This is a genomic window from Pectobacterium atrosepticum, from assembly GCA_019056595.1.
GTDB lineage: Bacteria > Pseudomonadota > Gammaproteobacteria > Enterobacterales > Enterobacteriaceae > Pectobacterium > Pectobacterium atrosepticum.
In genome coordinates, this window is record CP036163.1 from 111,519 (window position 1) to 136,593 (window position 25,075).

The window sequence follows — 25,075 nt, forward strand, 5'->3', positions numbered from 1 at the left end:
TAAGGCCATTCATTCTAAGCCAGCCTGTGCCAAAATGGCAGGCTGGAAAAAATTGCATCGCGCAGACAGGTGCTGCACGATCTTCCCCCGTTTATATGATGCGGAACAATGACTGATGCAGGATCGCAATTTTAACGATATCGCCGAAAAATTTGCTCAGAATATCTATGGCACAACGAAGGGGAGACTTCGGCTGGCGGTATTGTGGCAGGATCTTAGCGAGCTTTTGGCCAAGCTTCCGGCTCGGCCTTTGCGCATCCTTGACGCGGGAGGCGGTGAAGGGCAGATGGCCTGTCGTCTGGCGGCTTTAGGACATCAGGTATTGTTGTGCGATGTTTCCGATGAGATGATTCAGCGCGCCAAAAACGCGGCAGCTGCGCAGGGTGTCAGCCATAATATGCGTTTTGTGCAGTGTGCCGCACAGGATATCGCGCAATATATGGAAAGCCCCGCCGATCTGATATTGTTCCACGCGGTGCTGGAGTGGGTCGCGCAACCGCAGCAGGCGCTGAAAATATTGTATGATTGCCTGTCGCCGGGTGGTGCGCTGTCTTTGATGTTTTATAACCATCACGGGCTGTTGATGCGTAACATGGTGCTGGGCAACTTTGATTATGTTCAGGCCGGCATGCCGAAGAATAAACGGCGTTCGTTATCGCCAGATCACCCGCTGGATCCGCAAGAAGTGTACGGCTGGCTTGATGATATGGGGCTAACTATTAGCGGAAAAACTGGCGTGCGTGTGTTTCATGACTACTTGCAGAATAAGCAGCAGCAGATTGATAAATTTGCCGATATTCTGGAGCTTGAGCAGCGGTATTGCCGACAAGAGCCTTTTGTGAGTTTGGGCCGTTATATCCATGTCATGGCGCATAAACCCCCTTTGAAGGATGCATTATGAGTGATTTTTCCCAGACTGTACCCGAACTGGTCGCCTGGGCACGAAAAAACGATTTCTCCATTTCCCTCCCCACCGAACGCTTGGCGTTTTTGATGGCGATTGCCACGCTTAATGGCGAACGTATGGATGGTGAAATGAGTGAAGGTGAGCTGATTGATGCTTTCCGTCATGTGAGTCAGGGATTTGATCAGACGAGCGAAACCATTACCATCCGCGCCAACAATGCGATTAACGATTTGGTGCGCCAGCGGTTACTTAACCGTTTTACCAGTGAACAAGCGGAAGGTAATGCGATTTACCGTCTGACCCCGCTGGGGATCGGTATTACTGATTACTATATCCGGCAACGTGAGTTCTCGACGCTGCGGCTTTCTATGCAGCTCTCTATCGTGGCGCAAGAGCTTAGCCGTGCGGCCGATGCGGCGGAAGAAGACGGCGATGAGTTCCACTGGCATCGCAACGTATTTGCGCCGCTGAAATATTCCGTTGCTGAAATTTTTGACAGCATTGATTTGTCGCAGCGCGTGATGGATGAACAGCAGCAGGGCGTTAAAGACGATATTGCTGCGCTGTTAAATCAGGATTGGCGAGCGGCGATCAGCAGTTGTGAACAACTGCTGACGGAAACCTCGTCTACGCTGCGTGAGTTGCAGGACACGCTCGAAGCCGCGGGTGACAAATTGCAGACGAGCCTGTTGAGCATTCAGGATACGATTATGAATAACCCGCATAATCTGGAGTTTGTCGATAAGCTGGTGTTCGACCTGCAAAACAAACTTGACCGCATTGTGAGTTGGGGGCAGCAGACGATAGATTTGTGGATTGGTTACGATCGGCACGTACATAAGTTTATCCGTACCGCCATTGATATGGATAAAAACCGCGTCTTTGCTCAGCGGTTGCGTCAGTCAGTGCAGAGCTATTTCGATAACCCTTGGGCGCTGACGTTTGCCAACGCCGATCGTTTGCTGGATATGCGTGATGAAGAACTGACGTTGCGTAGTGAAGAAGTGACCGGTGAACTGCCGCCGGAGCTGGAATACGAAGAGTTTAGTGAAATGCGCGAGCAACTGATCGCGTTGGTCGAGCAAGCGCTGCATAAATATAAAGCGCAACAGATCCCGCTTGATTTGAGTGAAGTGATGCGTGAATACCTCGCGCAGTATCCTCGCTCGCGGCATTTTGATGTTGCCCGAATCGTGGTCGACCAGGCAGTACGTCTGGGCGTAGCCGACACAGATTTCACCGGATTACCTGCATTGTGGCAGGCGATCAATGAGTACGGAGCCAAGGTGCAGGCCCATGTCATCGACAAATATTGAACAATTTATGCCAGTGAAGCTGGCAACCGCGCTGTCGAATAACCTCTTTCCCGCGCTGGATAGCCAATTACGCGCTGGGCGCCATATTGGTATTGAGGAACTGGAGAATCACGTATTTTTGATGGATTTCCAGGAGGTGCTGGAGGAGTTCTACAGCCGTTACAACGTGGAACTGATCCGCGCGCCGGAAGGGTTTTTCTATCTGCGTCCGCGCTCTACCACGTTGATCCCTCGCTCTGTGCTGTCCGAGCTGGATATGATGGTAGGGAAAATTCTCTGTTATCTCTATCTGAGCCCAGAGCGCCTGGCGCACGAAGGCATTTTCAGCCAGCAGGAGCTTTATGAGGAACTGCTGAGTCTCGCGGATGAAAGCAAGCTGTTGAAGCTGGTGAATCAGCGCTCCACTGGCTCCGATCTGGATCGCCAAAAGTTGCAGGAAAAAGTCAGAACCTCGCTTAACCGCTTACGTCGGTTAGGCATGATCTACTTTATGGGCAATGACAGCAGCAAGTTCAGAATTACTGAATCGGTATTCCGCTTCGGGGCTGATGTGCGCAGCGGCGATGATGCCCGTGAAGCACAGCTACGAATGATTCGCGATGGTGAAGCGATGCCTGTTGAAGGTAGTTTGTCGCTGAAAGATGACAGCGACGATAACGATCGCACCGATGATACCGCGCCAGAAACGGGCGAGGATGAATAAGAGCTTATCCCACCTCTACTGGGATAGGCTCTACGTGTTGAGGATGAACAGGAATGATTGAACGCGGTAAATTTCGCTCACTAACGCTGGTCAACTGGAACGGTTTTTTCGCCCGCACCTTCGATCTGGATGAACTGGTTACTACGTTATCCGGCGGTAACGGTGCCGGTAAATCCACCACGATGGCCGCCTTTATTACGGCGCTAATCCCTGACCTAACGCTGCTGCATTTCAGAAACACCACCGAAGCCGGTGCCACCAGCGGTTCACGCGATAAAGGCCTGCACGGTAAATTGCGTGCCGGTGTCTGCTACTCCACGCTGGATGTGGTTAACTCGCGTCATCAGCGCGTGCTGGTTGGGGTTCGTCTCCAGCAGGTTGCGGGACGTGACCGTAAAGTCGATATCAAGCCTTTCACCATTCAGGGATTGCCGACGGCTATCCAGCCGACGCAAATTCTGACGCAGATTGTCGGCGATCGTCAGGCGCGAGTGCTCTCGTTGCAGGAGCTGAAAGAGCGCGTCGAGGAGATGGAAGGCGTTCAGTTCAAGCAGTTTAACTCCATCACCGACTATCATTCGCTGATGTTTGATTTAGGCGTGGTGCCGCGTCGCCTGCGTTCTGCCTCCGATCGCAGCAAATTTTATCGTCTGATTGAAGCCTCGCTATACGGCGGTATTTCCAGCGCCATTACCCGCTCGCTGCGTGATTACCTGCTACCGGAAAACAGCGGCGTGCGTAAGGCGTTTCAGGATATGGAAGCGGCGCTGCGTGAGAATCGCATGACGCTGGAAGCGATTCGCGTCACCCAGTCCGATCGCGATCTGTTTAAACACCTGATTTCCGAAGCGACCTCCTATGTTGCGGCTGACTATATGCGGCACGCCAATGAGCGCCGCATTCATCTGGATGGGGCGTTGGAACTGCGTCGTGACCTGTTTTCCAGCCGCAACCAACTGTCGAGCGAGCAATATCGCCATGTTGAAATGGCGCGAGAACTGACGGAGCAGAATGATACCGAAGGCGATCTGGAAACGGATTATCAGGCTGCCAGCGACCACTTGAATCTGGTGCAGACAGCGATGCGCCAGCAGGAAAAGATCGAGCGTTATAACGCCGATTTGGAAGAATTGAGCTACCGCCTCGAAGAACAGAACGAGGTAGTGGAAGAAGCGCGGGAACAGCAGGCCGAAAACGAAGAGCGTGCCGATGCCGCTGAACTGGAAGTCGATGAACTGAAAAGCCAGCTTGCCGATTATCAACAGGCGCTGGACGTACAGCAAACGCGTGCCATTCAATATCAGCAGGCACAACAGGCGTTGGAACGCGCTCGCACGCTATGCCAGTTGCCGGATCTGACCGCAGAGAATGCAGATGAATGGCTTGACAGCTATCAGGCGAGAGAGCAGGAAGCGACAGAGATTCTGCTGATGCTGGAGCAGAAGCTGAGCGTGGCAGACGCGGCGCACGGCCAGTTTGAGCAAGCCTATCAGCTGGTGAGTAAAATCGCTGGCGCAGTCAGCCGTAGCGAAGCCTGGCAGGTCGCGCGCGACCTGCTGCGTGACAGCTCTTCGCAGCGCTATCAGGCTGAGCGGGTACAGCCGCTGCGGATGCGTTTGTCTGAGTTGGAACAGCGCCTGCGCGAGCAGCAGGATGCTGAACGACTATTGCAGGATTTCAGCAAACGTAACGGCCAGGATTATCAACCAGAAGAGCTAGAGTCGCTCCAACAAGAGCTTGATGCTCGTATCGAAACGCTGTCATCGCTAGTGGCGGAAGCGGGTGAGCGCCGCATGACGCTGCGTCAGGAGCTGGAGCAAACCCAACAGCGAATTCAGAAGTTGACGGCGCGTGCGCCAGTCTGGCTGGCTGCACAGGAAACGCTGACGCAACTGAGCGAGCAGAGCGGCGAAACGTTTGAAGATAGCCGTCAGGTGACGGAGTTCATGCAGCAATTGCTGGAGCGTGAACGTGAAACCACAGTTGAACGTGATGACATCGCTGCCCGCAAACGCCAAATTGAAGCGCAGGTTGATCGATTAAGCCAGCCGGGCGGTTCAGAAGACCCGCGCTTGAACGCGCTGGCAGAACGTTTTGGCGGCGTGCTGCTGTCTGAAATTTATGATGATGTGACGCTGGATGATGCCCCGTATTTCTCAGCGCTTTATGGTCCATCTCGCCATGCGATTGTGGTGTCCGATCTTTCTCTGATACGCGATCAGCTTGCCGGTCTGGAAGACTGCCCGGAAGATTTGTATCTGATCGAAGGTGATCCGCAGTCGTTCGATGACAGTGTGTTTGCCGTTGATGAGTTGGAACGCGCTGTCGTGGTGAAAGTCGCGGAACGCCAGTGGCGTTACTCTCGTTTCCCTGAAGTGCCGCTGTTTGGTCGCGCTGCGCGGGAAATGCGTTTGGAAGGCCTGCGTGATGAGCGCGAAGCGCTGGCAGAGCAGTACGCGACGCTGTCATTTGACGTGCAGAAAACGCAGCGCTTGCATCAGTCTTTCAGTCGGTTCATCGGTACTCATCTGGCTGTTGTTTTCGATGAAGATCCCGAAGCGGAAATCCGTACGCTCAGCTCTCGTCGCGGCGAACTGGATCGTGCGATGGCCAGTTTTGATGGTGAAAACCAGCAGCAGCGCCAGCAATACGAGCAGGCGAAAGAGGCCAGCGGGCAACTGAATAAACTGATTCCGCGTATTAGCCTGCTGTGCGACGAGACGTTGCAGGATCGCGTGGAAGAGATTCGTGCGGAGTTGGATGAAACTGAAGAATCGGCCCGTTTTATTCAACAGCATGGTGTGACGCTGACTAAGTTGGAACCGCTAGTTTCTGTCTTACAAAGCGACCCGCAGCAGCATGAGCAATTGCAGGAAGATTATACTCAGGCGCAGAACGTACAGCGGCAGGCAAAACAGCAGGCGTTCACGCTGACTGAGGTTGTGCAACGCCGCGCACACTTCAGCTATGCCGATTCAGCTGGAATGTTGGGTGAAAACGCTGGCCTGAATGACAAATTGCGCCATCGTCTGGAACAGGCAGAAGCGGAACGAACCAAAGCACGTGAACAGCTACGTCAGCATCAGACACAGCTGACGCAGTACAGTCAGGTTCAGGCGTCGCTGAAAAGTTCTTATGACGCTAAACAGGACATGCTGAAGGAACTGACGCAAGAGCTTCAGGATATCGGCGTGCGTGCGGATGCCGATGCTGAAGCGCGCGCCCGTCAGCGTCGTGATGAATTGCATGCCGCCTTAAGCACCAACCGTTCGCGGCGTAATCAGTTGGAGAAACAGATTACGTTCTGTGAAGCGGAAATGGACAGTTTGCAGAAGAAATTACGCAAACTGGAACGCGATTATCACCAAATGCGCGAGCAGGTTGTCACGGCGAAAGCAGGCTGGTGTACGGTCATGCGTTTGGTGAAAGATAATGGCGTTGAGCGTCGTCTGCATCGCCGTGAACTGGCCTATATGGAAGGTGATGAACTGCGTTCCATGTCGGATAAGGCGCTGGGAGCGCTGCGTCTGGCCGTTGCGGATAATGAACATCTGCGCGATGTACTGCGGCTTTCCGAAGATCCTAAGCGACCAGAGCGCAAAATTCAGTTTTACATCGCTGTTTACCAGCATCTGCGCGAACGTATTCGTCAGGATATTATCCGCACCGATGATCCGGTAGAAGCCATTGAGCAGATGGAAATCGAGCTTAATCGCCTGACCGAAGAGCTGATGGCGCGTGAGCAGATGCTGGCAATCAGCTCGCGTAGCGTGGCAAATATCATTCGTAAAACGATCCAGCGCGAGCAGAACCGTATTCGAATGCTGAATCAGGGGCTACAAGCGGTATCGTTTGGTCAGGTGAAGAGTGTTCGTCTGAACGTCAACGTGCGCGAAACGCATACCACGCTGCTCAATGTGTTGTCCGAACAGCAGGAAATGCATCAGGATCTGTTTAACAGCAATCGTCTGACCTTCTCGGAAGCGTTGGCAAAACTGTATCAACGCCTGAATCCTGAAATTGATATGGGGCAGCGCACGCCGCAAACTATCGGCGAAGAGCTACTGGACTACCGAAACTATCTTGAAATGGAAGTTGAGGTTAACCGTGGCGCGGATGGCTGGCTGAGAGCGGAAAGTGGGGCGCTGTCTACCGGGGAAGCCATCGGTACCGGGATGTCAATTCTGGTCATGGTAGTACAAAGCTGGGAAGAAGAATCTAAGCGTCTACGCGGCAAAGATATCATTCCGTGTCGTCTGCTTTTCCTCGATGAGGCGGCTCGTCTGGATGCCAAATCGATCGCGACGCTATTCGAGCTCTGCGATCGTCTGGAAATGCAGTTGGTCATCGCGGCACCGGAAAATATCAGCCCCGAGAAGGGAACCACCTACAAGCTGGTGCGTAAAGTCTACCAGAACAACGAGCACGTCCATGTGGTCGGGCTACGTGGGTTCGGAACGGAAACGCCAGAGACGCAAGAGCCAGCCTCTTAGCTTATTGAAGCTTGCAGTGATAAACCTTGCTGCTATTTTCTTCTATAATGATAAAGCCGCTTTTTTAAGCGGCTTTATTTTTGCGTAGAGAGAATGCAAGTGGTGAATAGGTTCATCAAACGCGTAAGATAATAACCAGAAGAAGAAGCAAAAATATTTTTCTCTTTATATACTGACGATAAAACAATTGCAGGCCGTAGAGGGATTTGCGGTTGTACATTGTAAAGCGGCGTATCAGTAATATTTTACGCCATATAAAATACGATCCTATTTCATTCTTTATCGTTTTCTACGATGAATGGAAAACGAAAGAATGTGCTTACGCCGGTGTTACCGTATACGAGCGAATTCGGTTTGTTATTTCCATGTTCAACGTGGATTGTCGTGAAGCATAGTGATTAATGAGTACAGGGGATAATGGATGTTGTTGTTACATAAACGAAAAATGGTCAGGCTGCTGTTGCGCGTGGGTTGTATTTGGGTCGGAAGCCTGTCTCCTTCGTTTTCGGTGCTGGCAGCATCTCCGACGGTGATATCCGGCCTATCACAAAGTTCGGGTGTGGTTTCTGTAGAAAATAGCCGTGCAGGGCTTTTGGCAGCGCTGCCGCATGGCATGACGGTACATTATCTCTCTGATTTATCATCGCTTTATGCTCAACACCAGATGCAACCTATGTGGGCAGATAATCGCGCGGTTCAGCAGTTTCAACAGCAACTCGCCGAATTAGCGATCGCGGGTGTACAGCCGCAGTTCACCACGTGGGTGACCTGGCTAACCGATCCTCAGTTGACCGGGTTTGCGCGTGATGTCGTGCTGTCGGACGCGATGCTGGGTTATTTGCAGTTCGTCTCTGGGGTAGAGCGCAGCGGTAATGACTGGCTGTACAGCAACGTGCCTTATCGCCTGCAATCTCCGGCAGCTAATATCGTTGCTCAATGGCAGCAGGCCGTGAAATTAGGTACCAGTGCAGCCTATGTCCTGTCGCTGGCACCACAGCATTCGCAATACGCCAAAATGCATGAAGCATTGAAGACGATGCTGACGGACAATCGTCCGTGGCCGAGCCTGAACTTGACGGAATCTTTGCGCCCCGAACAGCAGAGTCAGGGGCTGACGGTACTGCGTGAAATTCTGCAACGTACTGGCATGCTGTCGTCAACAGAGAGTATCACGCTGTTTAACGAAAATACCGCTGCGACAACCACATCGCTAACTGGGCAAGCGCCTGTCGTCGATGGCACTACCAATGCAGACGATCGCTACACGGGCGAATTGGTTGACGCGGTTAAACGCTTCCAGCATTGGCAAGGGCTAGAGGATGACGGCGTGATTGGTAAACGCACCCGCGACTGGCTCAATGTGTCTCCGCAAATGCGTGCCACGCTGCTGGCATTGAATATCCAGCGTTTGCGCCTGCTACCGGGTAATGTTCACACCGGTATCATGGTAAATATTCCCAATTATTCGCTGATCTATTATCAGGATGGCGCTGAGCGTTTATCGTCACGTGTCATTGTTGGGCAACCTAAGCGTAAGACGCCGTTGATGAGTAGCTCGTTGTATAACGTGGTGGTCAATCCGCCGTGGAATGTCCCGACAACACTGATTCGGCAGGATATAATTCCTAAAGTAGTACGCGATCCTGGCTATCTAGCGCGTCATGGCTATACGGTGTTGTCCGGCTGGAGTCAGGATGCAGAAGTGATTGACCCCTCGATGATCGATTGGCAGGTGGTATCACCAGAGCGTTTCCCGTATCGCTTACGTCAGGCGCCTGGTGCGAACAACTCGCTGGGGCGCTATAAATTCAATATGCCTAACTCAGAAGCGATTTATTTGCACGACACGCCGAATCACAACCTGTTCCAGCGTGATATTCGGGCACTGAGTTCCGGCTGCGTGCGCGTCAATAAGGCATCGGAACTGGCCAGTATGTTATTGCAGGATGCGGGATGGAATAATAATCGTATTTCTTCCACCCTGGATCAGGGAAACACCACCTTTGTTTCAATGAAACATCGGATTCCGGTCAATCTCTATTACCTGACCGCGTGGGTGGCGGAAGACGGCAGGCCGCAGTTCCGAACAGATATTTACAATTATGATGATACCGCCAGAGCTGGGACGAAAGTACTGTCCAGAGCAGGACTGTTACTTCAGTAAGTATTGAAAACACGGACATTAGCGGTATTCGTCTTTTATCGTTTTGCGGGGGATCGATGCGATCTCCCGCAAACCTGTAAGCAAAGCGGGTTGACTCACTTTTATCTGGCAGTTAAGGTTCAAGGCGGTGCGTTTTGTGCCTCCTTTTATACCGTTCTTTTAGCCAGGGTACTTGTTCTATGGATCACATTGACAATCATCGCCGTAAGTGGCTTGCACTGGGTGGTGCCGCGCTTGGTATCGCACTGCTTCCCGGTCAGGCATTTGCAACGTTATCTACCCCCCGACCTCGAATTTTGACGCTAGACAACCTGAATACCGGAGAGCGGCTAAAAACGGAATTCTTTGATGGCAAACGGTATAACAAATCAGAACTTTCCCGCCTGAATCACTTTTTCCGCGATTATCGCGCCAATAAAGTCAAAATGATTGACCCCCAACTTTTTGATCAGCTCTACCGTTTACAGGTCATGCTGGGTACCAACAAACCTGTGCAGCTGATTTCTGGTTATCGCGCGATAGATACCAATAATGAATTACGTGCGCATAGCAGAGGTGTGGCAAAGCAGAGCTACCACACGAAAGGGCAGGCGATGGATTTCCATATTGAAGGTGTCCAACTGGCCAACATTCGCAAAGCTGCCACCAAGATGCGCGCCGGTGGGGTTGGCTACTATCCTCGCAGTGATTTCGTTCACATCGATACCGGCCCGGTCCGCACCTGGTAACCTTCTCCCACAGCGCTACACTTTTTTGATACGGCTCGCTACTACATCGCGAGCCGTTTAGTTTATTCAACATGGAGTGATATGAAATATCAAATTGTTCCGGTGACGGCATTTAGCCAGAACTGCACGTTGTTATGGTGTGAAAAAACCAATGAAGCGGCGATCGTCGATCCTGGTGGCGATGCAGAAAAAATCAAACGCGCCGTTGCGGATGCAGGGATTTCGGTTAAGCAGATTCTGTTAACGCACGGCCATCTGGATCACGTTGGTGCTGCTGCGGAATTGGCCGAGCACTATCAGGTAGCGATTATTGGCCCGCAGATTGAAGACGCATTCTGGCTGGAAGGGTTACCGGCACAGAGCCGGATGTTTGGTCTGGAAGAGTGCGCGCCCCTGACGCCATCACGCTGGTTACAGGAAGGTGATGAGGTTAACGTGGGGGAGACGACACTGGCGGTTTTCCACTGCCCAGGTCATACGCCCGGCCACATTGTCTTCTTTGATGCTGAGTCGCGGCTGGCACAAGTGGGCGATGTTATTTTCAACGGTGGCGTAGGGCGTACCGACTTCCCACAGGGAGATCATCAGGCATTGATTGCGTCCATCAAAAATAAGCTGCTGCCGCTGGGTGACGATGTGACGTTTATTCCGGGGCACGGCCCGATGTCGACCTTAGGACATGAGCGTAAAACCAATCCTTTCCTGCGCGAAGATGTCGCGATTTGGTAGTATTTTATAGCGTTGAAAAGCTGAAATAAAAAAGCCGACACAGAATGTCGGCTTTTTTGATCGCAGAACGATCAGAGTACGGCAACAATCGCTTCGCAGAGTGGTGCCATGTTTTCTGGCGTCATTCCCGCAACATTGACTCGGCCAGAATTCACCGCATAAACGCCGAATTCGTCACGCAGACGCAGAACCTGCTCCTTGGTCAAGCCGCTGAATGAGAACATCCCATTCTGGTTGATGATGAAGGAGAAATCCTGCTGTGCGCCTTTTTCCTGCAAGGTATTCACGAACAGCTGACGCATACGCTGAATACGCTCCCGCATTGCCGTCAATTCCTGCTCCCAAATGGCCTTCAGCGCATCATTGCCCAAGATGGTAGCAACAATGGTCGCGCCGTGTGACGGCGGGTTAGAGTAGTTTGCGCGAATGGCGGCTTTCACCTGACTGAATGCCTTGTCTGCTGTTGCGGCATCAGCAGCAACCAGCGTACAGGCACCGACACGTTCATTGTACAGACCGAAATTTTTAGAGTACGAGCTGCATACGATCAGTTCAGCGTGCTTCGCAGCGAAGAGTCGCAGGCCTTCCGCATCTTCTTCGATACCACGGGCAAAGCCCTGATAGGCGAAGTCAAACAGCGGCAGCCAGCCTTTTGCTACCGACAGCTCGGCCAGCGTAGCCCACTGCTCAGCGGTAGGATCGATACCGGTTGGGTTATGACAACAGCCGTGAAACAGCACCACGTCACCCGCTTCTACGGCGTTCAGGCTATTCAGCAAACCATCAAAATCCAGTGCGTGGTTAGCAGCATCGTAATAGTCATACTGGCAAACTTCCAAACCGGCAGCAGAGAACACGTTATTGTGATTTGGCCAGGTTGGGTTACTGATCCAGATGCGTTTTGCTGACGTCTGATTTGCAATGAAATCAGCGGCTACGCGCAACGCACCGGTTCCGCCTGGGGTTTGTGCCGTACGAGCACGTTTGTCGGCAATGATGGCATTCTGCTTGCCAAACAGCAGTTCCTGCGTGCACTGACCGAATGCTGGCAGACCGTCAATGCCCAGATAGTTTTTGGTGGTTTCATTTTCCAGCAGATAGTGTTCTGCTTTTTTTACGCTGGTCAGAACCGGAGTTTTGCCGGTTTCATCTTTATAGACACCAATACCCAGATTGATTTTATCCGCGCGGTCATCGGCGCGGAAAAGATCGGTCAGCCCGAGAATAGGATCGGCCGGTGCAGCAGAGATATTTTCAAACATTGCCAGAATGTTCCATAACTGAGATGAAATAAGAATTCTCAGAGTACCGTCAGTAAAAGGCTTTGCCAACCGTTGATGTCAAAAAGAAAGGGAAATAACAGGGAGAAGGAGAGAGACGAAATAAAAGACTAGTTAGGCGAGAATAATTGGCGCAGCGTGGCGTAAAGCTGAAACAAAAAACGCGGTGAGAATTTTTCAAGTCGTTGGCAACGGCCTGTAAGGGTAGTGTGCTACCAACATAACAGGCAATAAAAAAGACAGAGCCGAGGCTCTGTCTTTTCCTGCAATACGAACGATTAACTCGTTACGTTATGCGGCGACAACTTAGAACTGGTAAGTCAGGCCAACAGCAACTTTATCGTCGTCGCTGATGCCGTAGGCATTGTCAGACTTAAGCAGATTGATGTCATATTCGGTGTAAACAGACATGTTTTTGTTGAATGCATAGGTTGCGCCCAAGCTAACATATTTGGTGATGTAATCATTTTTGTTGTTTGCATCATCTTTAGCTTTGCCAGAAACATACGCCAGAGATGGAGTCAAACCGAAATCGAAGTTGTATTGTGCAACAGCTTCAAAGATTTTGGTTTTGTCTGCGAAGCCATCAGTCAAAGCAACGCCCGCTGGGCCTGCAGTTTGACCAATATAGGATACGTTACGGTATTCACCATAGGTAGCAGCTAAATAAACAGAATTAGCTTCATATTTCAGGCCAGTGCCCCAAGCTTCAGCTTTTTTACCACGACCAGTCGTCGCATTGTTATTTTGATTATCAGTGCGGTTAACTGCAGCATAAGAACCTACGATGCCCAGACCGATATCTGATTCGTAGGAGGAAGATACGCCCCAGCCATCGCCGTTCTGTTCGTCAATATTGTTACGGCGATTTGTGCTGTCGCTGTTGTTTTTACCTTGGTATTGAACTGCGAAGTTCCAGCCATCAACTAAACCGAAAAAATCTTTGTTACGGTAGGTGGCAACACCTGTAGAACGACCAGTCAGGAAGTTATCAGAATTTGATTGATCTCCGCCCCACTCAGGCAGCACATCCGTCCAAGCCAGACTGTCGTATGCAATACCCAAGTTACGGCCGTAGTCGAAAGAACCGAAATCGGCAAATTTCAAACCAGCAAAGGCATAACGAGTTTTATCTGCGTTGGAGGAATTAGAGCTTTCTGCTCTGTTACCTTGAAATTGGTACTCGAAACGACCATAACCAGTTAATTCACTAGAAATCTGAGTCTCGCCTTTGAAGCCCAGACGTGCATAGGTTTTATCGCCATCGTTGCTATTGTCATCAGAGAAATAGTGCAGGGCGGTGATTCTACCAGTCAGATCCAGCTTGTTGCCGTCTTTGTTATAAACTTCGGCTGCGTTTGCTGCGCCTGCGATTAACAGAGCTGGGATTACTACTGCAAGAATGTTGCGTTTCATCATTATTACCCTCATTGGTGTTATTTAGACACCTGCCACTGCCATAAATAATTCTTTAGGGAACTATTCCTGAAAGTTTGGTGTCTTCCTGTGTCTGAACGCAGTTTTCCATTCACTCGCTAGTTAATCCACCCTAAAGATGCTACAAAGTTCGCAATCGAGTAACAAATGGAAATAATGTGTTTCTAAATGTAAAAATAAGGGAACTTTGTGAGACATAACAAAAATTAAAAAAAAAGAGCCGGAAAATCCGACTCTTCTTTTCTACATATTTGTTTTACTTATATTAAATTTTTATTTAGAAACTGGCATTCCGTGGAGTACGCGGGAAAGGGATCACGTCGCGCACATTTTGTACACCGGTAACATAGGCAATTAATCGTTCAAAACCTAAACCAAAACCGGAATGTGGAATGGTGCCGTAACGACGTAAATCACGATACCACCAGTAGTCTTCTTTATTCAGTCCCATCTCTTCCAGACGGCTATCCAGCGCTGCCAGACGTTCTTCACGCTGAGAGCCCCCGATGATTTCACCGATTCCTGGAGCCAGAACATCCATAGCGGCAACAGTTTTACCATCGTCGTTCATGCGCATATAGAAAGCTTTGATATCTTTCGGATAGTTTTTAACGACAACCGGTGCTTTGAAGTGTTGCTCCGCAAGATAACGCTCATGTTCGGAGGAGAGGTCAACGCCCCAGTAAACCGGATTTTCAAACTGCTGGCCGCAGTTCAGCAAAATCTCGACGGCATCGGTGTAATCTACCTGTGCAAAATCGGAGCTGACGAATTTTTCCAGTCGAGTCACCGCTTCTTTATCGACGCGCTCGGCAAAGAACGCCATATCATCGGCACGCTCGTTCAGTACGGCTTGGAAAACATATTTCAGTAGATTTTCTGCCAGAGCAGCGACGTCATCCAGAGAAGCAAAAGCCACTTCTGGTTCGATCATCCAAAACTCAGCCAGATGGCGGGCGGTGTTGGAGTTTTCTGCGCGGAAAGTCGGACCAAAGGTATACACGTTGGACAGCGCACAAGCGTAGGTTTCGCCATTCAACTGACCGGATACGGTCAGGAACGCTTCTTTACCGAAGAAATCTTTGCTGAAATCTACTTTGCCTTGTTCGGTACGCGGCAGGTTTTCCATATCGAGCGTGGAAACACGGAACATTTCACCTGCACCTTCGGTATCAGATGCAGTAATCAGCGGGGTAGACACCCAGAAATAACCGTTCTCGTGGAAGAAGCGATGAATCGCCTGCGCCAGCGTATGACGAACGCGCGCAACGGCACCGATCAGATTGGTTCGTGGACGCAAGTGCGCGACTTCGCGCAGGTATTCGATACTGTGACGCTTTGCTGCCATCGGGTAGGTATCGGGATCGTCAACCCAGCCGACGACGTTGACGTTGGTCGCTTGCAGCTCGAAGCTTTGGCCTTCACCTGGAGAGGCGACGACGTTACCGGTGATTTCAACGGAGCAACCGGTAGTCAGACGCAGTACGTCATCCTGGTAATTCGAGAGATTATTATTAACGACAGCCTGTAATGGATTAAAGCAGGAGCCGTCATAAACGGCGATAAAGGAGATACCGGCTTTAGAATCTCTCCGGGTACGTACCCAGCCGCGCACGGTGACTTCGCTGTCAACGGCAACACGGCCTTGCAGTACATCGACTACAGGCACTACGCTCATAAAATTCTCTCTTTAATTAATCGTGTGTAAGAAATATATCGTGTTTAAACGATGAGTGGCCCAATCCAAGCCATTTGCTATGTTACTTGCGATGCAACAGGACACAAGCAGAAATCACCAGAATGGCGCGAAGTTTTCGCTCATGCTGGTGAGTCTGCTGCAAAGTTGGTCAACCTCATGGGGGAAAGCCTTAACTGGCCTTTTTCACGCGGGGTAAGTCAAACGCTTTGCGTAACTCGCACACGAAGTTCTGATCCTGACAGATGGTTTTACCCGGGCTATCGGAGAGTTTCGCTACCGGTTTGCCGTTACATTCTACCAGCTTGATCACGATATTCAGCGGTTTCACGCCGGGAATGTCACACGTCAGGCGTGTACCCATGCCAAATACCAAATTCACGCGCTGGCAGAAGTGACGATAAAGCACCAGCGCTTTATCCAGATTCAGATTGTCGGAGAAGACCAGTGTTTTGCTCATCGGATCGATGTTCAAGCGTTGATAATGAGCAATGGCTTTCTCTCCCCAGTCAACAGGATCGCCAGAATCGTGGCGTAGCCCCTGATAGGCCTCGGCGAACGGTAAATCGAAATCACGCAGGAAGGCATCCATGGTGATGCAATCGGTCAACGCGATGCCCAAATGCGTGGGATATTCACGTAACCACATTTGTAGTGCGGCACGCTGGCTGTTTGCCAGCGTCGGACTAATCTGCTGATGCGCCTGAAACCACTCGTGCGCCTGCGTGCCGACAGGTGTGATGCCCAAACGGCGCGCCAGATCGTAATTGCTGGTGCCGATGAGATAAGGAAAATCGGCTTGCAGTGCCGTCACGATGGTTTGCTGGATATCACCTGAGAAGCGGCGACGCGTGCCGAAATCCATCAGTTTGAACTGACTGAGATCAACATTCATGCTGTTCTGGCGGAAACTTTCTAACGAGGTAGAAAGCTGAGCGACGGCCTGCTCTGTCGTGACGTTGGGCGAACGATGCCGATGCACGACTTCGCTGATCACCGCAAGCAGAGGAACTTCCCACAAGATCACTTCACGCCACGGCCCGGTGATGCGGATATCCAGCTTGCCAGCATTATTCTTAATCGAAACCTGCTGTGGATTAAAACGGAAGTTCCGCAGCCAGTTGAGATAATCCTGCTGAAAGAACGGCAGAGAAGAAAGATAGGTGAATTCATCGTCACTCAATGACAGGAAACGCATCAGATCAACCTGATGGGCTATCTCGTCGGCGTAAACGCCTAATAACTCATCACCGCGACAGCGAAACTCAGCCGCAACGTCGACATCATAGTAGTGATGATACACTGCCTGTTGCATGTGCAGCTTGTAGGCATCGGTATCCAGCAATGAGTGTAGAATCGGGGAAGTGTGCAAAGTCATAATGCGTTACAGCATCCTTGTAAGATGCCTATCCACCATCGGGACAATCAACAATGTTCGGTCAGTATACCTTGATTATCCGTTTATTACATTACGACAACATAGCGAGACGTGCGGGAGTGAACCACGGTACGATGATTATCCTCATTATTTTGTCGTGGTAACATTAAGATAACAGGCTTAGACTTGATCCTTGATGCTTATGACGAGGTGGAAACATTATATGAATCAACAGCCGCAAATAAAATATCGCCATGACTACCGTGCGCCGGATTACACCATTACCGACATTGCACTGGATTTCGATCTCCATGCCGAGAAAACTCGCGTAAAAGCCGTTAGTCAGGTGGTGTTGCAGGGGGAAGCAGGCGCGCCGTTGAAGCTGGATGGTGAAGGGCTGACGCTGATTAGCCTGAGCGTCAATGGGCAGCCGTGGACACATTACCAACAACAGGACGATGGCCTGATTGTGACGCAATTGCCCGCGCGTTTTACGCTCAGCATCGAAACAGACATCAATCCCACCGCCAATAGCGCGCTGGAAGGGCTATACCTCTCTGGCGAAGCGCTTTGTACGCAGTGTGAAGCCGAAGGTTTCCGCCACATTACCTATTATCTCGACCGACCGGATGTGTTGGCGAAATTCACGACACGCATCACAGCAGATAAAGCTCGCTATCCTTATTTACTCTCTAATGGCAATCGTATTGCACAAGGAGAGCTGGAAGGTGGACGCCACTGGATTGAATGGCAGGATCCGTTCCCGAAACCCGCTTATCTGTTCGCGTTGGTTGCCGGTGATTTTGATGTCCTACAGGATCGCTTCACGACACGTTCTGGCCGCGATGTTGCACTAGAGCTGTTTGTTGACCGCGGTAACCTCGATCGCACCGGTTGGGCGATGACTTCGCTGAAGAATTCGATGAAGTGGGACGAAGAGCGTTTCGGCCTGGAATACGATCTCGACATCTATATGATCGTCGCCGTTGATTTTTTCAACATGGGGGCGATGGAAAACAAAGGGCTGAACGTATTTAACTCCAAATACGTATTGGCGAAGGCAGAAACCGCGACGGATAAAGATTATCTCAACATTGAAGCGGTGATCGGCCATGAATATTTCCACAACTGGACGGGCAACCGCGTCACCTGCCGCGACTGGTTCCAGCTTAGCCTGAAAGAAGGGTTGACGGTGTTCCGCGATCAGGAGTTCAGCTCCGATCTGGGTTCGCGTCCAGTGAATCGTATTGATAACGTGCGCGTGATGCGCGGTGCGCAGTTTGCTGAAGATGCCAGCCCGATGTCGCATCCGATTCGTCCCGATCAGGTGATCGAGATGAATAACTTCTACACGCTGACGGTCTATGAAAAAGGATCGGAAGTGATCCGCATGATGCACACCTTATTAGGTGAAGAAGGCTTCCAGGCTGGCATTCGTCTGTATTTTGAGCGTCACGACGGCAGCGCGGCGACCTGTGATGACTTTGTATTGGCGATGGAAGAGGCCTCCGGTGTCGATCTCACGCAGTTCCGCCGTTGGTATAGTCAGTCAGGTACGCCGGTGTTGACCGTGCGTGATGACTACGATCCACAGACGCAACAATATCTGCTGAGCGTGAGCCAGATGACGCCAGTCGGTGCCGACAAACAGCAGAAGCTGCCGCTGCATATTCCGTTGGATATTGAGCTGTACGATCTGCAAGGGCAGGTGATCCCGCTACAGAAAGACGGTCAACTGTTGTCGTCTGTGCTCAATGTGACCGAATCCGAACAAACCTTTATTTTCGATCAGGTGCCTTGCCGTCCGATTCCTTCTTTATTACGTGAGTTTTCTGCGCCGGTAAAACTGAACTATGCCTGGAGCGATGAACAACTGACGTTCCTGATGCGTCACGCAAGCAATGCATTCTCACGTTGGGATGCGGCGCAGAGCTTACTGGCTAACTATATCCGTCTGAATGTTTCCCGCTATCAACAGAAGCAGCCGCTTTCCGTGCCGATGCATGTTGTCGATGCCTTCCGTGGCGTGTTACTGGATGAAAAGCTGGATCCGATGCTGGCTTCTCAGATTCTGACATTGCCGAGCGAAAACGAAATTGCTGAGCTGTTTGACATCATCGATCCTACTGCAATCGCTGCCGTGCGTGACAGTATGACGCGTACGATGGCGAAAGAGATGGCAGATGAGTTTCTGGCGGTATACCACGCGAATCACGCGCCGCAGTATCGCATTGAGCACGCGGATATAGGCAAACGCGCGCTGCGCAATGTCTGCCTGCATTATCTGGCGTTCAGCGATGCGGATCAGGCGGATAAATTGGTACAGGCGCAGTTCCGTCAGGCGGATAACATGACGGATTCGCTGGCAGCGCTGTCTGCGGCGGTAGAGGCTCAACTGCCGGTGCGTGATGAACTGCTGACGCAGTTTGATAACCGCTGGCATCAGGATGGCTTGGTCATGGATAAATGGTTTGTGCTGCAAGCCACCAGTCCGGCAGATAATGTACTGACCCGCGTGCGTGAATTGCTGCAACACCGTTCATTTAGCCTGAACAACCCTAACCGCCTGCGTTCGCTAGTGGGGGCGTTTGCGGCGTCGAACCCGTCGGCTTTCCATGCCGAAGACGGCAGCGGTTATCGTTTCCTGACGGAGATTCTTACCGATCTGAACACTCGCAATCCGCAGGTCGCAGCAAGGATGATCGAACCGTTGATCCGTCTGAAGCGCTATGATGCTAAACGTCAGGCGCAAATGCGTCAGGCGCTGGAGCAGTTGAAGACGTTGGAAAATCTGTCTGGCGATCTGTTCGAGAAGATCAGCAAGGCACTGCAAGACTAATCCCGCCACGCTAATCCTTCTGTCACACGCGGTAGCCTGCCGCGTGTGACATTTTCCCTTACGCTAATTTCTTACTTCCGCAAACGTTTTACTTTCCGCAGAGATGGCACTACCATCACCGACCGTGAGTTAAACCGTAATCCACTATTGCTGACTTCCAGCGTAGGCAAGATACCTTTACGATAGGGATCTCAGGAGACAATATGTTCTATCCCGTTATCAAAAAAGCCCTGTTTCAGCTCGATCCAGAGCGTGCACATGAGCTGACCTTCCAACAATTACGCCGTATTACCAACACGCCTTTTGAATTTCTCGTCCGTCAATCCGTTCCTACTAAACCAGTTACCTGCATGGGGTTATCTTTTAAAAACCCGCTGGGTCTGGCTGCGGGATTAGATAAAGACGGCGAATGTATCGATGCATTAGGCGCAATGGGATTTGGTTTTATTGAAGTGGGAACGGTAACGCCGCGTCCACAATCCGGTAATGACAAACCGAGACTATTCCGCGTAGTGGAAGCGGAAGGGCTGATCAACCGGATGGGCTTCAATAATAAAGGCGTGGACTATCTCGTCGAAAATGTAAAGAAAACGCGTTTTGGCGGTGTATTAGGCATCAACATTGGCAAGAATAAAGATACGCCAGTTGAGCAAGGTAAAGACGATTATTTGATCTGTATGGATAAGGTTTATCCTCACGCGGGTTATATAGCTATCAACATTTCGTCACCCAATACGCCGGGATTACGCAGCCTGCAATATGGTGAAGCATTAGACGATCTTTTACTGGCGATAAAGAATAAGCAGACAGAATTAAAAGAGAAGCATCAGAAATACGTCCCTGTGGCGGTAAAGATCGCGCCGGATCTTTCCGAGGAAGAATTGATCCAAATTGCCGATAGTCTGGTTCGTTATAACATTGATGGTGTGATTGCCACGAACACGACACTCGATAGAAAACTGATTCAGGGATTAAATCACTGTGGGCAAACGGGTGGATTAAGTGGACGCCCGTTACAAACAAGCAGCACGGAAATTATCCGCCGTTTGTCACAGGAATTAGCAGGACGTTTACCTATTATTGGCGTTGGCGGAATTGATTCTTTGGTCGCCGCGCGTGAAAAAATGGATGCTGGTGCGTCACTGGTACAGATATATTCAGGCTTTATTTTCCACGGTCCTCGTCTGATTAAAGATATCGTTACACATATTTAATCCGAAATGCCTTTCATTTCTAACTGGGGGTTTATTTATCCCCCCAGCTAGTCTATATTTTATCCGTTTGCGTAAATAAACTATCAACTGATGTCTGATCTTCTTACCACGATGTTTATGACGATGAAAGATTATTGCGATGTAAGAAAATACAATCAGCCATTTCTGATATTTCTACTGTGAAGGCGAAGGGTAAATAATATGAAGTTAAAACCTGACGATAACTGGCGCTGGTATTTTGATACTGAACACGATCGCCTGATGTTGGATCTGGCTAACGGCATGTTATTCCGTTCTCGTTTTCCGTCTAAAATGCTAACGCCGGATGCATTTAATGAATGTGCATTTTGCGTTGACGATGCCGCGTTATTTTTTACCTATAACGATAAATGTCAGAAAGCGGCACTGCATCGCGACCTTCAGGGCGAATTAGTCTTGAACGCGCTGGTGGCAACCCGATTCCTGAAACCGTTAATGCCGAAAAGCTGGCATTTCATCCAGCAGCCGGATGCCATGACGTATTCACCGCAGGCGGGTGACGTTGTACAAGTGCAGCTCACCGAAACACATGAAACAGCGTGCTTTTTGGTGGCGGAAGCGGGAGATAAAGCCTGTCTCTGTCTGCTGGCGCAAGAACAGCTGTCATTAAGTGGGAAAACCATGCTGCTGGGCGATGCCATAAAAATCATGCACGATAGATTAATTCTGGCCGTTGTTCAGAATAGGTCTGAGTGGGAAACCACACTGGGTGAAGGCACGTCGGCATTTGAGTATGCCAAAGTCGTCTAATCCCCCCTGGTATCGATTCCTCATACTTCAAGCTGCATGCATGTGTGTTGTTGCACTTCATCGAATTATTGCAGATGAATGTCGCTCTGCGGAATACAGCTACAGGTAAGAATCTCGCCGTTTGCTCTGATAGCGCTTTGCTTCAGTGCAGAAACCTCTCCGCTGACTAACGTCAATTTACAGCAACCGCACAGTCCTGCTCGACAAGAGTAGGGGACTCGAATGCCCTGTTGCTCCAACTGCTCCAGTAAAATCTGCTGATTGTTCCCTTGCAGTGATTTTCCCTGATAGTGAATGGTGACGGCTTGTTCGCTTTTTTCAGGCACGACAAGGCTTTCGACGACTTGACCGGAACCATAAGGACGCGGCGGTTTGGTCGCTAAGACTTCCAGCGTGTCGCCCACTCGAATGATGCCCGTATTTCTGGCTACCAGGTTTTGCCCAAAATCAACGTCGCCATTTTCGGCAGTGCGGAAAGATTGCAGCGTTGCCAGCGGCTCTGCTGACGGGTGTTTACGGCCACGTTCGGTGCTGACGGTGGTCAAAATGCAGCGACTACAGGGTTTGACGACGTCAAAAATAACCTCGCCAATACGAATGGTTTTCCAGCTATCTTCGGCAAAGGCTTCCGCGCCAGTTACTACCAGATTAGGACGGAATTGCTCAATTTTGATTCCGGCAGAGCAGCGCTGGCGTAGCGCCTGAAATGATGCATCATTGATTAACAGAAACGGATAACCGTCGGCGAACGCCAATGGAACTTCCGGATAATGCTTAACCCGCCGAGATGGTTCACTGCCCACCCAGCGAAGCTGCACGGAACGCTGGAAATAATGACTTAACCAACGATTGATAGCGTCGGGTGCGACGAGCGCGGTGAAGTGCGTTCCCCAGACTTCTGTCGGCTGTGGGGTTTCAATGAAGTCGGCAAAACGAATGGTGGCAGTTTGGCCATCCGGAGCGGCAATAAACAGCCCATCCGGTAGCAACGCGGGAGTAAATAACACCATTTGTGGATACTGGCGGGCAGTAATAAAGGTGCCATCAGATTCAGTAATCATGAAGGCACGATCGTTCGCCAAACCGCTGACGGACGCCATCGCGTGGGACAGTTGTAGCCCTCGCATCGATTTGACTGGATGTATATAAAGCCGCGTTACGCCGATCACTGACCTATTCCTTGCCGAAGTAAAGCGGCAACTTTATGACAAGCGTCTCGGATTAGCTATAATGCGCCTCAATTTCTTTCTTTAATGTATTTCTTTTTGGTGATAGTGACGACATGAATGCTTTGTTTGCCAGCACGGCGCGGGGACTGGAAGAGTTATTAAAAAGTGAACTCGAATCATTGGGTGCGCAGTCCTGTGCGGTTGTGCAGGGCGGTGTCCATTTTGAGGGTGACAACCGCCTACTGTATCAGAGCCTGCTGTGGAGCCGTCTGGCGTCGCGCATTCTGCTGCCGCTGAATGAATTCAAGGTACACAGCGATCTGGATTTGTATTTGGGCGTACAGGCGATCGATTGGTCAACGATTTTCAGCATCGATAAAACCTTTGCTGTGCATTTCACCGGCACTAATGAAGATATCCGCAACAGTCAGTACGGCGCGTTAAAAGTAAAAGACGCGATTGTGGATAGTTTTACGCGCAAAACTGGGCAGCGACCGGATGTGGCGAAACAGCAGCCAGATATTCGTGTTAACGTCTTTTTGCAGCGCGATACGGCTAGCGTCGCGCTGGATTTAAGCGGCGAAGGCTTACATCAGCGTGGTTACCGTGACTTGGCCGGGCTGGCACCGCTCAAAGAGAATCTGGCGGCGGCGATTGTTTCACGCTCTGGCTGGCAAAACGGCACGCCGATGGTCGATCCGATGTGTGGTTCTGGTACGTTGCTGATCGAAGCGGCAATGATTGCGTCCGACCGTGCACCCGGTTTGCATCGTACACACTGGGGGTTTAACGCCTGGTTAAAACACGATGCTGAACTGTGGCATGAACTGACCAGTGAAGCACAGCAGCGTGCTAGTCAAGGGTTGCAGGCGACAACGTCGCGCTTCTTCGGATCGGATAATGACCGTCGAGTGATTGAGATCGCGAAAGCCAATGCGCGTCGCGCAGGCGTTGCCGAGCTGATTTCTTTCGGCGTGAAGGATGCAGCACAGCTACAGAACCCGTTGCCGGAAGGGCCTAAAGGCACGGTTATCAGTAACCCGCCTTACGGTGAGCGTCTGGAAAGTGAACCCGCGCTGATCGCCTTGCATAATATGCTGGGCCGTAAAATGAAAAGCGATTTTGGCGGCTGGCAGCTATCGCTGTTCAGCGCATCGCCGGAGCTACTGAGCTGCCTGCAACTGCGTGCTGAACGTCAATTCAAGGCAAAAAATGGCCCGCTAGACTGCGTGCAGAAGAATTACCAACTGGCGGACACACAGGGTGAATCTGCGGGGCAAATCGCGGAAGACTTTGCCAACCGCCTGCGTAAGAACCTGCGCAAGTTGGAAAAATGGGCCAAACAGCAAGGGATTGAATGCTACCGAATCTATGATGCCGATCTGCCTGAATATAATGTAGCCGTTGATCGCTACGGCAGTTGGGTCGTCGTACAAGAATATGCTCCACCGAAAACCATCGATGCTCAAAAAGCCCGTCAAAGGCTGTTTGATGTCATTAACGCCACGCTGATTGTGCTGGAATTACCGTCGAACCGTCTGGTGCTGAAAACGCGTGAACGTCAGAAAGGCAAAAACCAGTATGAGAAGCTGGCGCAGAAAGGCGATTTCCTCCTGATGGAAGAATTTGGTGCCAAGCTGTGGGTCAATCTGACCGACTACCTCGATACTGGTTTGTTCCTTGACCACCGCATCGCCCGCAAAATGTTGGGTGAGATGAGCCGTGGCAAAGATTTTCTCAACCTGTTTGCCTATACCGGCACCGCGAGTGTTCACGCCGGATTGGGCGGCGCACGTTCGACGACCACCGTCGACATGTCGCGCACCTATTTGGAATGGGCAGAGAAAAATCTGCGGGTGAATGGCCTGACCGGGCGTCAGCATCGTCTAATACAGGCGGACTGCCTGTCATGGTTACATAATGGCCATGAACAATTTGATGTGATCTTCATCGACCCGCCGACCTTTTCTAACTCAAAACGTATGGAAGAGTCGTTTGATGTCCAGCGTGATCATCTGGCGCTGATGAAAGATCTCAAACGGCTGTTGCGCCGTGGTGGCACCATCATGTTCTCGAATAATAAACGTGGCTTCCAGATGGATATTGCTGGCCTGACGGCGCTGGGGCTGAATGCCAAAGAAATTACCGCGCAGACCCAATCTCAGGATTTTGCCCGTAATCGTCAAATTCATAACTGCTGGCTGCTAACGCATGCCGGTGAGGAAAAGTAACC

Annotated in this window: 16 protein-coding genes; 11 read left to right on the forward strand and 5 right to left on the reverse strand. The window is 50.8% G+C overall.

The genetic code is table 11. The features are described 5' to 3' along the window. The first annotated feature begins 115 nt into the window (after positions 1–115). The 7 genes from cmoM to DCX48_01140 all read left to right on the forward strand — a co-directional run bounded on the left by cmoM (position 116) and on the right by DCX48_01140 (position 11,040). Positions 116–901 carry a tRNA uridine 5-oxyacetic acid(34) methyltransferase CmoM gene (gene cmoM, locus DCX48_01110; protein ID QXE13225.1) on the forward strand — a complete coding sequence of 262 codons (786 nt, stop codon included), beginning with the start codon at positions 116–118 and terminating at the stop codon, positions 899–901. Beyond that, entirely contained in the window at positions 898–2,223 is a 1,326-nt protein-coding gene (gene mukF, locus DCX48_01115; GenBank protein QXE13226.1) for a chromosome partition protein MukF, read from the forward strand. The genes cmoM and mukF overlap by 4 nt, the downstream gene beginning before the upstream one ends. Continuing rightward, complete coding sequence (mukE, locus tag DCX48_01120) at positions 2,204–2,926, forward strand: chromosome partition protein MukE (GenBank protein ID QXE13227.1); 723 nt, start codon at positions 2,204–2,206, stop codon at positions 2,924–2,926. Before mukF ends, mukE begins: the two co-directional genes overlap by 20 nt. 53 nt (positions 2,927–2,979) lie before the next feature. Beyond that, positions 2,980–7,419, forward strand: coding sequence for a chromosome partition protein MukB (gene mukB / locus DCX48_01125; protein ID QXE13228.1), 4,440 nt, complete (start codon positions 2,980–2,982; stop codon positions 7,417–7,419). Positions 7,420–7,840: 421 nt separating this feature from the next. Further along, positions 7,841–9,583: a L,D-transpeptidase gene (gene ldtD, locus DCX48_01130; protein ID QXE13229.1), complete on the forward strand. Its 1,743-nt coding sequence runs from the start codon at positions 7,841–7,843 to the stop codon at positions 9,581–9,583. A gap of 179 nt (positions 9,584–9,762) precedes the next feature. Next, a complete protein-coding gene (locus DCX48_01135) occupies positions 9,763–10,311 on the forward strand; it encodes a DUF882 domain-containing protein (GenBank protein ID QXE13230.1) in 549 nt (182 codons plus the stop codon). Positions 10,312–10,392: 81 nt separating this feature from the next. Next, a complete protein-coding gene (locus DCX48_01140) occupies positions 10,393–11,040 on the forward strand; it encodes an MBL fold metallo-hydrolase (protein ID QXE13231.1) in 648 nt (215 codons plus the stop codon). Positions 11,041–11,111: 71 nt separating this feature from the next. Here DCX48_01140 and DCX48_01145 read toward each other — a convergent pair whose 3' ends face one another. The 4 genes from DCX48_01145 to pncB form a co-directional block, all read right to left on the reverse strand. Continuing rightward, positions 11,112–12,302, reverse strand: coding sequence for an aspartate/tyrosine/aromatic aminotransferase (locus tag DCX48_01145; GenBank protein ID QXE13232.1), 1,191 nt, complete (start codon positions 12,300–12,302; stop codon positions 11,112–11,114). 324 nt (positions 12,303–12,626) lie between these two features. Continuing rightward, positions 12,627–13,736: a porin gene (locus tag DCX48_01150; GenBank protein QXE17113.1), complete on the reverse strand. Its 1,110-nt coding sequence runs from the start codon at positions 13,734–13,736 to the stop codon at positions 12,627–12,629. Between the two features lie 298 nt (positions 13,737–14,034). Next, positions 14,035–15,435, reverse strand: coding sequence for an asparagine--tRNA ligase (locus DCX48_01155; GenBank protein QXE13233.1), 1,401 nt, complete (start codon positions 15,433–15,435; stop codon positions 14,035–14,037). 190 nt (positions 15,436–15,625) lie between these two features. Next, on the reverse strand, positions 15,626–16,831 hold the full coding sequence (gene pncB, locus DCX48_01160; GenBank protein ID QXE13234.1) for a nicotinate phosphoribosyltransferase: 1,206 nt from the start codon (positions 16,829–16,831) through the stop codon (positions 15,626–15,628). A 223-nt stretch (positions 16,832–17,054) separates the two neighbouring features. Between pncB and DCX48_01165 the strand changes: the two genes are divergently transcribed. The 3 genes from DCX48_01165 to DCX48_01175 all read left to right on the forward strand — a co-directional run bounded on the left by DCX48_01165 (position 17,055) and on the right by DCX48_01175 (position 21,673). Then, the gene (locus tag DCX48_01165) at positions 17,055–19,670 is read left to right on the forward strand and encodes an aminopeptidase N (GenBank protein QXE13235.1); all 2,616 of its coding nucleotides are present in this window, start codon (positions 17,055–17,057) and stop codon (positions 19,668–19,670) included. A gap of 203 nt (positions 19,671–19,873) precedes the next feature. Further along, the gene (gene pyrD / locus DCX48_01170) at positions 19,874–20,884 is read left to right on the forward strand and encodes a quinone-dependent dihydroorotate dehydrogenase (protein ID QXE13236.1); all 1,011 of its coding nucleotides are present in this window, start codon (positions 19,874–19,876) and stop codon (positions 20,882–20,884) included. A gap of 201 nt (positions 20,885–21,085) precedes the next feature. Beyond that, complete coding sequence (locus DCX48_01175; GenBank protein ID QXE13237.1) at positions 21,086–21,673, forward strand: cell division protein ZapC; 588 nt, start codon at positions 21,086–21,088, stop codon at positions 21,671–21,673. 65 nt (positions 21,674–21,738) lie between these two features. Here the strand turns inward: DCX48_01175 and DCX48_01180 are convergent, their stop codons facing one another. Further along, on the reverse strand, positions 21,739–22,842 hold the full coding sequence (locus DCX48_01180; protein ID QXE13238.1) for an MOSC domain-containing protein: 1,104 nt from the start codon (positions 22,840–22,842) through the stop codon (positions 21,739–21,741). Positions 22,843–22,955: 113 nt separating this feature from the next. Between DCX48_01180 and rlmL the strand changes: the two genes are divergently transcribed. Further along, the gene (rlmL, locus tag DCX48_01185) at positions 22,956–25,073 is read left to right on the forward strand and encodes a bifunctional 23S rRNA (guanine(2069)-N(7))-methyltransferase RlmK/23S rRNA (guanine(2445)-N(2))-methyltransferase RlmL (GenBank protein QXE13239.1); all 2,118 of its coding nucleotides are present in this window, start codon (positions 22,956–22,958) and stop codon (positions 25,071–25,073) included. The last annotated feature ends 2 nt before the right edge of the window (positions 25,074–25,075 follow it).